We start from the raw sequence: 10,558 nt of genomic DNA, 5'->3' as shown, positions 1-10,558 counted from the left end.
AGCGGGAAATGCGCTTGTTTTACGAATGGGCGCCGCACAAGTTCAACAACAAAACGAACGGGGTGACGCATCGTCGCTGGCTGTTAAAGGCGAACCCGGAGCTGTCGGCGTTGATTACGGAAACGATTGGTCCGCGCTGGATCCGCGAGCCGGAAGCATTGATTGAGCTGAAGTCTTATGCTTCCGATCCGGCGTTTCAGCAGGCGTTGGCTGCGGTCAAACAGCAGCGGAAGGCGAGGCTCGCCGCCCGCATTTACGAAAAAACCGGGATTCTTGTTGACGAATCGTCCATTTTTGACGTGCAAGTGAAGCGGCTGCACGCTTATAAACGGCAGTTGTTAAACGTTTTGCACATTATGCATTTATACAATCGGCTGAAAGAAGACCCGTATGTTTCGATCCACCCGCGCACGTTCATTTTCGGAGCGAAAGCGTCGCCAGGCTATTACTACGCCAAGCGGATCATCAAGCTCATCCATTCGGTGGCGGATCAGGTGAACAACGATAAACGGACGAACGAGCAACTGAAGGTCATTTTTTTGGAAAATTACCGCGTATCGCTCGCGGAAGAAATCATTCCGGCCGCCGATGTGAGCGAGCAAATCTCAACAGCCAGCAAAGAAGCGTCCGGGACGGGCAACATGAAGTTTATGATGAACGGCGCCGTTACGCTTGGCACGCTGGATGGAGCGAACGTCGAAATCGCGGAAGCCGTCGGGGAGGACAACATGTTTTTGTTCGGACTGACGGCCGATGAAGTGCTCCGCTACTACGAACACGGAGGCTATCGGGCGCATGAGTATTACCATCATGACAAACGGATCAAGCAAGTTGTCGACCAGCTCATCAACGGCTTTTTCCCTGATGTCGGCGACTACTTTGAGCCGATTTACGACTCGCTGCTGGCGCAAAACGACGAATATTTTGTGCTGCGCGACTTTGCCGCCTACGCCGAGGCGCACGAGCGGGTTGAGGCCGCTTACCGCGATCCGGCGCGCTGGTGGCGGATGAGCGCCGTCAACATCGCCCATTCCGGCCGTTTCGCCAGCGATCGGACCGTAGCGGAATACGCCGCCGAAATTTGGGGTCTTTTGCCGTCGGGGGAACGTTTCTCAACTTAGGAAAGGACATTTTTGGGCTGCTTTTTCATTCAATCATCGTCCTTTTAGGGAATTTCGAGGGGGAAGGCAGAAAAGCAAAAGGGCGTTCCGTTTGGCCGGAGCGCCCTTTCTCGCTTAGTCGTCGCCGTCGAGCCAGTCGCCGATGCCGCCGAGGATGCTGCCTTCGCCGACCGACCGTCCGCCGGCGCTCGGGGCGGCAATTTCGACAAACTGCATGTCATCGCCGTACAGCCGGTAATCGATCTCATGTGCGTTCATCATTTCGCCTCCATTCGGATCATATGACGTTCTGCTCTGTACTACGGAAAACGGCATCGGCCCGTTTCACAAAAAAGACCATCTTGCCGATGGCCTTTTTCATGGAGTTGTTTCCCCAAAATGCTGCTGGGACGGTCTTTCATCGTACCGGCGGTAGCTGTCTGTCGATGTATACGGGTCTTTTTCATACGCCGGCAAATCGCCGATGTTCGACATGATGCCTTCGTCATCCAATATGTTTTCCAGCAGCTCATGCTCCCGCGTCGGGTACACACGTACGCGTTGGCCATGCAAATCGACGGCCGCGAAATTTTCCAAGTCTTCGACATAGCCGACGTTCTCTTCCGACTCGGCATACACTTCGCTGTAGGAATCGACGTTTTTGCCAAGGTCCGAAGGGGTGTCGGATGTGCCGTAGCGGGCTGCTTCCTGCCATGCATCTTCCGCGTCGTAAGCGACCGATTCCGCGCGGTCATCGAAATCGAATTTGCCAAACGGCGGCATAAGCACGCCCTCTTCAAGCGGCCGCTTTTGCGACACCGTTTGATCCGGGCTGTGCTCGCGGCAGTAGAGTGTTGTCGGCAGCGCCTCGAGCCGTTCGTATGGGATCGGCCGGCCGCATACGCGGCACGTTCCGTATGTGCCGTCGGCGATGGCGCCAAGCGCCCGTTCAATCTCGCGAACTTCGCGCTCGGCATGCTCCTTTAGGGCGAGATCTTTTTCCCGCTCATACAGCTCTGTCGCCTCATCGGCCGGATGGTTGTCGTAGCTCGCCAGCTCACCGACCGCATCGTGGGCGTGGCTGCGGATCATGCCGAAATGGTCGTTTTGCTTCAGCCGGTCTTCCGTCTCCCGTTTCATGTCGAGCAGTCTTGAGCGGAGGGCGGCAAGCTGTTCGTTCGTCAGCATCAGTCGCAATCCCTTCCTTCGCAGTAGCGTCTATATGGTGTAGTATGGGCGAAAATCAAAAAAAAAACACGGTCATGTTGACCGTGTTACAGCCAATGGGCAATGAGCAAGCCAGCGGCGAGCAAAAAGCCGAACTGTGTATTCGTTTGCGCCGTCGCCTTCATGGCCGGCATCATCTCGATCGGCTTGATTTTGCCGATAAATCCGCGCGTCGCGGCGATTGCTTTTGGAATGCTCAATAAAGCGAGCAGCGCCCAAAACGGCACGATCTGAAACACCGCAAGCGCGGCCGTCCAAAGAAAGGCAACGGCGAACATGGCAGCGAGCAGGCGGATGGCCCAATCGCGGCCAATCAAAATGGCGAGCGTCTTTCGCCCTTTTTCACGGTCGCCGTCCAAGTCGCGAATATTGTTCGCCAGCAAAATGGCGCCGACCAAAATCGCGATCGGAATGGCGGTGAGCACGGCGCCGCCGCTGATATAGCCCGTTTGGATGAAAAATGAAATCAAAATGATGACAAAGCCCATAAAAAACCCAGCCGCCAGTTCGCCAAACGGCGTATAGGCGATCGGAACCGGCCCTCCGGTGTAAAAATAACCGGCCGCCATGCAAATCGTTCCGACAACGGCGAGCCACCAACTGCTTTCGGCGCAAATGTAGATGCCGATGAGCATAGCCAACCCAAGACAGCCAAACGCCAACGCCAGCACCGTTTTCGGCTTGAGGCCGTCGCGGACGATGGCGCCGCCGATGCCGACCGACTCCGGTGAATCGAGGCCGCGTTGATAATCGTAGTATTCGTTGAACATGTTCGTCGCCGCCTGAATCAACAAAGAGGCGATCATCATCGCGGCAAACAGCAGCCAATCGATCGATGTTTCGCCAAGCGCCAGCACCGTGCCGACGCATACGGGCACAAATGCCGCCGTCAGCGTATGCGGGCGCGTCAGCCGCCAAAAGACGCGCCAGTCGCGGCGCGCCGGCGGGCGATGGTCCATATGTGTGAATGATTGCATATTCATTCCCCTTAGATTCTGTGAAAATGTCATTCGTTTATGTCCAAAATAAGTGTAGGCAAACGTTGAAAGCATGTCAACCCTTCCCGATAGATAAATGATTTCCTATTATATTATAATGGGAAGTGGGGATGGAGGGGGAATTTTACGACAGAAAGCGTGAGGAACGTGGCGATTGGATTTCGACATCACCTGCAGCAACAATTGCATAGATTGGCGGTGAATGCAGGGCGGCCGTTTGTCAGCTGGGCGGAACCGTGGGAGGGCGTTGATCCGGTTTCTTTTTTTATGCAAGGGCCGTCATGCGGCTTCCGCGAACGGTTTTTTTGGGCGGATCGAACCGGAGGCACGATATTGGTCGGCCTCGGCTCCGTTTATGCGATCGAAACGGAGAAGGCCGACAGCCGGTTTGATGACGTGGAAGCGGGCCGGCGCCGATGGAAGAAGGAGATGGAGCCATACGGCGCGGCCGATGCGCCGCCGTTATTGTTTGGCGGATTTTCGTTTGACCCCTATCGGCCGGGCACCGACATGTGGCGCGGCTTTCCGGCCGGGAAGCTCGTGGCGCCGGCCGCGCTTCTTGCCGTAAGAAACGGCAAAACGACGTTGACCGTCACCGTCCCAACGGACAAAAGAGGACGGGACTGGGAGCGGGTCGGGCGCTTGCTTGAGCGGATCAGCGACCCCATGGCCGCTCCAAAGCGGCTTCCGCGCCTTGTGTCAGACGAAGAAGAAGAGAAAGAACGATGGTTGGCGGCTGTTCGCGAAGCGATCGCCTCGATTCGGGCGGGGGCGTTGGACAAGGTGGTGCTCGCCCGCGCTCGGCGCCTGGCGTTTGCCAAAACGGTGGATGCCGCGGCCGTACTCCAGCGGCTTCGCGAGCAGCAGCCGTTTGCTTACATTTTTGCGTTTGAACAGGACGGCCGCTGTTTTATCGGGGCTTCCCCTGAGCAGCTTGTCCAAAAAGAAGGGAAAATGTGCCGGTCGGTTTGCCTCGCCGGATCGGTGCGCCGCGGGGCCGATATGGAGGAAGACGAGCGGCTTGGCGCTTGGCTGCGGGCAGATCGAAAAAACAACGAAGAACATCAGTTTGTTGTGCAAATGATCGGCCGCTTGTTTTCTTCCGTCTGCGAGACGGTCGAGATGCCGCCCGCACCGCAGCTGCTCAAGCTGCCGCACATCCAGCATTTATGCACTCCGGTTGTCGGCCGTGGCTGCCGCGAGCGCTCGGTGCTCCGCTTAGTGGAAATGATGCATCCGACACCCGCGCTCGGCGGAACGCCGCGCGATCGAGCGCTGGAGGTGATCCGCGCCCTTGAGCCGCTTGACCGCGGATGGTATGCAGCGCCGATCGGCTGGGTGGATGGCGAAGGCAATGGGGAATGGGCGGTCGCCATTCGCTCCGCCTTGCTCGCCGGGAAGGAAGCCATGCTGTTTGCCGGCTGCGGCATTGTCGCCGATTCCGACCCAAACAGCGAATATGAAGAGACAAATGTGAAAATGGCCCCGATGTTATCGGCGTTGGGAGTGATGAACGATGGCTGATGCCTTGTCTGTTTATGCAGCGGCATTGGTGGACGGATTGGCGCAGGCCGGGGTGACGGAGGCGGTGATCAGCCCCGGTTCGCGCTCGACGCCGCTTGCGATGGCGATGGCGGCCCACCCTGGCCTTCGACTATATATGAATATCGATGAGCGGTCGGCCGCGTTTTTCGCCCTCGGCTTGGCGAAAGCGAAGCAGCGTCCGGTCGCGCTCGTATGCACGTCCGGAACGGCGGCGGCCAACTATGGGCCCGCGGTTGTCGAGGCATACTATTCGCGCGTGCCGCTCGTGGTGCTGACGGCCGACCGGCCGCATGAACTGCGCGATGTCGGGGCGCCGCAGGCGATTGATCAGCTGCACTTATACGGACGCTACGCCAAGTGGTTTGTGGACTTGGCGCTGCCGGAAGAGGCGGATGATATGTTGCGATACGCGCGGACGATGGCGGCAAGAGCCGTCCAAACGGCCGCCGGTGCACCGTGCGGGCCTGTGCATGTGAACGCGCCGTTTCGCGAGCCGCTTGTCCCGCATATCGATGAGGCGGTTTGGGAGCGGGTGCGGTCTGTTTCGAGAGCGCCGCAAGTGTGGCACGGCCGCCCAGCGCTGCCGCAAGAAAGCGTATCGGCGCTGTATGAGCAGCTGTCGGCGGCGGAACGCGGGTTGATCGTCTGCGGGCCGCTCGATCGCCCTGGGTTTGCCGAGGCGGTCACCGAGTTGGCGCGGGCGCTTGATTTTCCGATTTTGGCTGATCCGCTTTCCCAGTTGCGCGCCGGTACGCATGACAAAACGTACGTGCTGGACAGCTATGACGCCATATTGCGGGAGGAAACCGCCGCTTCCAAGCTTGTGCCGGATGTGGTGCTTCGGTTCGGCGCCATGCCGGTGTCGAAGCCGCTCTTTTTATGGCTCAAGCGCCATCGCGCGATTCGTCAAATTGTTGTCGACGACGGCGGCTGGCGCGATCCAACGTTGTCCGCGGACAGCTTCGTTCAGAGTGATGAACTGATTCTTTGCCGCCAGCTTCTTGAATGGGCGAAACCGAAAGAAAACAAAAGCGCGTGGTCGGCGATATGGCTAGAGATGAACGCGATCGCCCGCGCGGCGCTTGAGCGCCATCTGCCAAAAGAAGAATGGTTTGAAGGGAAAGTGTTCACGGAGCTTGCCGATTTGCTTCCAGCCGGGGCGGCGCTGTTTGTCGGCAACAGCATGCCGATTCGCGATGCGGATACGTTTCTCTTTGCGACGGACAAGCCGCTTCGCGTTTTGGCCAACCGCGGCGCCAACGGCATTGACGGAGTCGTCTCGAGCGCCTTGGGCGCAAGCGTTGCCGCGAACCCGCTTGTGCTGGTGATCGGCGACTTGTCGTTTTACCACGATGTAAATGGCTTGTTGGCGGCGAAGATGCATTCGTTGTCAGCTACCATTGTGTTGTTGAACAACAACGGCGGCGGCATTTTCTCGTTTTTGCCGCAGGCGCGCCATAAAGGGGCGTTTGAAACGCTGTTTGGCACGCCGACGGATTTGTCGTTTGCCCACGCCGTCGAGATGTACGGCGGCCGCCATACGGTGCCGCACAATTGGGCGGAGTTCCGCCGCCATGTATCGGAATCGCTGTCGTCAGGCGGGCTTCATGTCATTGAAGTGCGCACGTCGCGCGCGGAAAATGTCCGAATGCATCGATTGTTGTGGAACGAGGTTGCTCGGGAAATCGCGAAATGTCTCGAATGAAGAGGATTGGCATGACCATGATGGTGAATGGGGTTTGTTACCATGTGGAACAATACGGAGAAGGAGAGCCGCTTCTGTTGCTTCACGGGTTTACGGGCAGCGCGGACACGTGGCGGCCGCTCGCCCCGTTTTGGCCGGACTTCCGTGTGATGGCCGTCGACTTGTTGGGCCATGGGCGGACCGAGGCGCCAAAGGACGCCCGACGGTATCGGATCGAACACGCGGCGGCTGACTTGGCGGCGCTCCTTGACGAATGGGGCGTCGAACAAGTGAACGTGCTCGGCTACTCGATGGGCGGCCGGCTCGCGTTGGCGTTCGCCGTTTGGCATCCGCGCCGCGTTCGCCGCTTAGTGCTGGAAAGCAGTTCGCCCGGCTTGGAGACAGAGGAGGAGCGGCGCGCGCGGCGGGAAGCGGATGAGGCGTTGGCGCGAAAGATCGAAACGGAAGGCGTCCGTGCTTTTGTCGATGATTGGGAAAAAATCCCGCTGTTTGCCACTCAGCAGACGCTCCCGGATCCGGTGCGAGCGGCGATTCGCCGCGAGCGGCTCCGCCATACGGCAACGGGGCTTGCCAACAGTTTGCGCGGGATGGGGACCGGCGTGCAGCCGTCGTTTTGGGAACGGCTTGGCGAACTTGCCATGCCTGTGCTCCTTGTTTGCGGGGAGCGCGATGAGAAGTTTTGCCGCATCGCCGCCCAAATGCACGAGCGGCTGCCCAACAGCGAACTTATCTGTGTAAAAGGAGCCGGACATGCAATTCACGTGGAACAGCCCGGCATTTTTGCTAAAATAGTAAGTGAATTCATGACAAAGGGGGAAGTGTAAATGCCGTTTGAATGGGTGAAGCAGTACGACTATGAGGATATTATTTACGAAACGTACAACGGCATCNCCAAAATTACGATCAACCGTCCGGAAGTACATAACGCGTTTCGGCCGAAAACGGTGAACGAGATGATCGATGCGTTTACGAAAGCGCGCGATGATTCGAATATCGGCGTCATCATTTTGACCGGCGCCGGCGGCAAGGCGTTTTGCTCGGGCGGGGACCAAAAAGTGCGCGGCCATGGCGGCTATGTCGGCGAGGATGAAATTCCGCGCCTCAATGTGCTTGATTTGCAGCGGCTCATCCGCGTCATTCCGAAGCCGGTCATTGCGATGGTCGCCGGCTATGCCATCGGCGGTGGGCATGTGCTTCATGTCGTATGCGATTTGACGATCGCCGCGGACAACGCCATCTTCGGCCAAACCGGGCCGAAAGTGGGAAGCTTTGACGGCGGCTATGGCGCCGGTTATTTGGCCCGCATCGTCGGCCATAAAAAGGCGCGGGAAATTTGGTATTTATGCCGTCAGTACACGGCGCAAGAAGCGCTCGAAATGGGGCTGGTCAACAAAGTCGTGCCGCTTGAGCAGCTTGAAGAAGAAACGGTCAAATGGGCGCAAGAAATTTTGGAAAAAAGCCCGACGGCCATTCGCTTCTTAAAAGCGGCATTCAACGCCGACTCCGACGGCTTGGCCGGCATCCAACAGCTCGCCGGCGACGCGACGCTTCTCTTCTACACGACCGAAGAGGCGAAGGAAGGAATGCGGGCGTTCAAAGAAAAACGGAAGCCGGACTTCAGCCAATTCCCGCGCTTCCCGTGATGAGAACGAAGAAGCAGCTTGATGGCGCGTCAAGCTGCTTTTTGTCGCTTTTCCGAAGGGAGGAATCCTTTCGCTGGCCGTCGGCGGAGGAGGGGGCAAGAAAGGAGGACGCTAGATGACAACGATGCCAAACTGGCTGAAGCAGCGGGCGTTTTTAACCCCGGAGCGAATCGCCGTGAGCGACGGGCGGCGGACAAAAACGTTTGCCGAATTGTATGAAGCGGCTGCCGTCTGGGCGCGGCGCCTCGCTCAAGCAGGCGTCAAGGAAGGAGATATTGTCGCCTTGCTGATGAAAAATCGCATCGAGATGATCGAGATCATCCATGCGTTGTTTTTTCTCGGCGCCCGCGTCCTGCTGCAAAACGTGCGCCTTACGTCCTATGAGCTTGGCTGGCAGCTTGATGACAGCGGCGCGCGGCTTGCCATCGCCGATGAGGAGCTAGCCGGGAGCCTTGACGGCGATGGACGCGTTCTGACTGTGGGCGCGGTTGCCGCGCTTCCGGAAGTGGACGTCTCCTTAAAAGAAACGTGCGATTTGGAGGAAGTCGCCACGATCATGTATACGTCCGGGACGACCGGCACTCCGAAAGGCGTCTTGCAAACGTACGGCAACCATTGGTGGAGCGCGGTCGGTTCGGCGCTCAATTTAGGCTTGCATGAGCGCGACTGCTGGCTGGCCGCCGTGCCGCTGTTTCATATCAGCGGCCTGTCGATCGCCATGCGCAGCGTCATTTATGGCATGCCGATGCGGCTGCAAACGTCATTCGACCCAAAGGAAGCGAACGAATGGATCATGCGCGGCGACGTGACGATCATGTCGGTCGTGGCTGCCATGCTTCAGCGGATGGTGGCCGAGCTCGGGGAAGCGCGCTACCCCGATACGTTCCGCTGCATGCTGCTGGGGGGCGGGCCGGCGCCGCGCCCGCTGCTTGAGGCATGCAAAGAAAAGGGCATCCCGGTGTACCAGACATACGGGATGACGGAAACGGCGTCGCAAATCGCAACACTCGCGCCGGAATACAGTTTGACGAAGCTCGGTTCGGCCGGCAAGCCGCTTTTTCCGGCGGAGCTTTGCATCCTAAAAGACGGAAAGCCGGCTGCGCCGCATGAAGCGGGGGAAATTGTCGTCAAAGGGCCGAATGTGACAAAAGGATATTGGCAACGCCCGGAAGCGACGGCGCAAGCGATCCGCGGCGGCTGGTTTTTTACCGGCGATATCGGCTATCTTGATGAAGACGGATTTTTGTACGTCCTTGACCGCCGTTCTGACTTGATCATTTCCGGCGGCGAAAACGTCTATCCCGCTGAGGTGGAGGCGGTGCTGCTGTCGCATCCCGATGTGGAAGAAGCCGGGGTGACGGGCGTCGAGAATGAAACGTGGGGGCAAGTGCCGTATGCGTTCGTCCGCCTGAAACGCGGAGCGTCGCCAGACGAAGCGGCCCTTCGCGCGTTTTGCCGCGAGCGGCTGGCGAAATATAAAGTGCCGGCCCGCATTTACTTCGTCGACGAACTGCCGCGCAACGCCGCGCAAAAACTGCTGCGACGCGAACTGAAAAGGCTCATTCCAAAAACGGAACAAACCTTTTGATAGGAGTAAAAACGCCTGTTCGGAAGCAGAAAAGGCAGGACCTCGCCTAAGTCGAGGTTCCTGCCTTTTTGCCGCTGCCATTCCCGCGGCGTTCCGACCGGGAGGCATGGCGTTCGCCGAATCGAAGCCCTTGCTTTTAGACCGCTGCGATCCAGCTTCATCCGTCCGCTTTGTCCCCTGTTGGAGGACGGCAGTCAAACGTCATCCCTTGCACGACCGATTTCCATCGCGCAGATGGAAACATAGGGATGGCCATCCAACGTCGTTTTTTGCTCCACCTGGCGTTTGTTCCGAAATGGACGGCCCTCAAACGTCATCCATCCACCCGAGTTCAGCGGCCCGATGGGCGATGAGCCGTTCAATCTCAGGTGGGAGTTGATCAAACGAACCGAACTCATAATCCCACAAACGGGCGAAGGAGTCGATGCAAGCTGGGTATGTTCCTAAAGCGGCCCGCTTCATTTCCGTTTGCAGCGCTTGAATGAGGCTGGCGCGTTTGTCCATCGTCATCCCCCTCGAACGATGCAAGCGCCGCCCGGTTGGCCGGGCAGCGCCTCGTTGGTCTCGCATCATGCTTTATGGGCCGGAACAAACGTTTTGCAGTCTGTTTCCGTTGAATCAGACGCCATTTTTCCTGCATGGCTGACCACGTAAATGGCTTCAGCGCTGCAGCGATTCCCTTCTGCCCAATAACGGCAGTTGTGCACTTCGCAAAGAACATCTTTCGCCATGGTCATCCCCCTTGTCGTGAT

The 10,558-nt window shown here is 58.2% G+C and carries 11 protein-coding genes and 1 pseudogene; 7 read left to right on the top strand and 5 right to left on the bottom strand.

Annotation, left to right across the window (positions count from 1 at the left end; genetic code table 11):
- Nucleotides 1–1,121: glycogen/starch/alpha-glucan phosphorylase (locus VU18_RS12595; protein WP_047758163.1), on the top strand; the 1,121-nt coding region annotated here is incomplete at its 5' end.
- A gap of 114 nt (nt 1,122–1,235) precedes the next feature.
- On the opposite strand, the gene VU18_RS18260 is transcribed toward VU18_RS12595, so the two are convergent.
- From VU18_RS18260 to VU18_RS12585, 3 genes are all read right to left on the bottom strand, one after another.
- Complete coding sequence (locus VU18_RS18260) at nt 1,236–1,379, bottom strand: hypothetical protein (protein ID WP_021322715.1); 144 nt, start codon at nt 1,377–1,379, stop codon at nt 1,236–1,238.
- 99 nt (nt 1,380–1,478) lie between these two features.
- Nucleotides 1,479–2,288 (bottom strand): yteA family sporulation protein, encoded by an 810-nt coding sequence (locus VU18_RS12590; RefSeq protein WP_011232350.1) that lies wholly within the window; start codon nt 2,286–2,288, stop codon nt 1,479–1,481.
- A gap of 86 nt (nt 2,289–2,374) precedes the next feature.
- Entirely contained in the window at nt 2,375–3,304 is a 930-nt protein-coding gene (locus VU18_RS12585; RefSeq protein WP_011232349.1) for a 1,4-dihydroxy-2-naphthoate polyprenyltransferase, read from the bottom strand.
- Nucleotides 3,305–3,472: 168 nt separating this feature from the next.
- Here VU18_RS12585 and VU18_RS12580 point away from each other — a divergent pair, with 168 nt between their 5' ends.
- The 6 genes and pseudogenes from VU18_RS12580 to VU18_RS12560 all read left to right on the top strand — a co-directional run bounded on the left by VU18_RS12580 (nt 3,473) and on the right by VU18_RS12560 (nt 9,806).
- Nucleotides 3,473–4,849, top strand: coding sequence for an isochorismate synthase MenF (locus tag VU18_RS12580; RefSeq protein ID WP_011232348.1), 1,377 nt, complete (start codon nt 3,473–3,475; stop codon nt 4,847–4,849).
- Nucleotides 4,842–6,575 carry a 2-succinyl-5-enolpyruvyl-6-hydroxy-3-cyclohexene-1-carboxylic-acid synthase gene (gene menD / locus VU18_RS12575; RefSeq protein WP_014196609.1) on the top strand — a complete coding sequence of 578 codons (1,734 nt, stop codon included), beginning with the start codon at nt 4,842–4,844 and terminating at the stop codon, nt 6,573–6,575. The genes VU18_RS12580 and menD overlap by 8 nt, the downstream gene beginning before the upstream one ends.
- Before the next feature lie 11 nt (nt 6,576–6,586).
- Nucleotides 6,587–7,399 carry a 2-succinyl-6-hydroxy-2,4-cyclohexadiene-1-carboxylate synthase gene (gene menH / locus VU18_RS17985; RefSeq protein WP_020278047.1) on the top strand — a complete coding sequence of 271 codons (813 nt, stop codon included), beginning with the start codon at nt 6,587–6,589 and terminating at the stop codon, nt 7,397–7,399.
- Nucleotides 7,400–7,465, top strand: a pseudogene (locus VU18_RS21130) (hypothetical protein); the annotation flags it as partial.
- 1 nt (nt 7,466) lies between these two features.
- The coding region (gene menB, locus VU18_RS17980; RefSeq protein ID WP_236687388.1) for a 1,4-dihydroxy-2-naphthoyl-CoA synthase at nt 7,467–8,218 on the top strand (752 nt) is incomplete at its 5' end.
- A gap of 115 nt (nt 8,219–8,333) precedes the next feature.
- On the top strand, nt 8,334–9,806 hold the full coding sequence (locus VU18_RS12560; RefSeq protein WP_011232344.1) for an o-succinylbenzoate--CoA ligase: 1,473 nt from the start codon (nt 8,334–8,336) through the stop codon (nt 9,804–9,806).
- Between the two features lie 306 nt (nt 9,807–10,112).
- Here the strand turns inward: VU18_RS12560 and VU18_RS12555 are convergent, their stop codons facing one another.
- Entirely contained in the window at nt 10,113–10,310 is a 198-nt protein-coding gene (locus tag VU18_RS12555) for a hypothetical protein (RefSeq protein WP_011232343.1), read from the bottom strand.
- Nucleotides 10,311–10,375: 65 nt separating this feature from the next.
- Nucleotides 10,376–10,537 (bottom strand): DUF1540 domain-containing protein, encoded by a 162-nt coding sequence (locus tag VU18_RS17545; RefSeq protein WP_011232342.1) that lies wholly within the window; start codon nt 10,535–10,537, stop codon nt 10,376–10,378.
- Between the last annotated feature and the right edge of the window lie 21 nt (nt 10,538–10,558).

Origin of the sequence: Geobacillus sp. ZGt-1, assembly GCF_001026865.1 — a bacterium.
GTDB classification, from domain to species: Bacteria; Bacillota; Bacilli; order Bacillales; family Anoxybacillaceae; genus Geobacillus; species Geobacillus thermoleovorans.
Note: the sequence above shows the minus strand (reverse complement) of the source record. Positions and strands in the feature narration are given on the sequence as shown.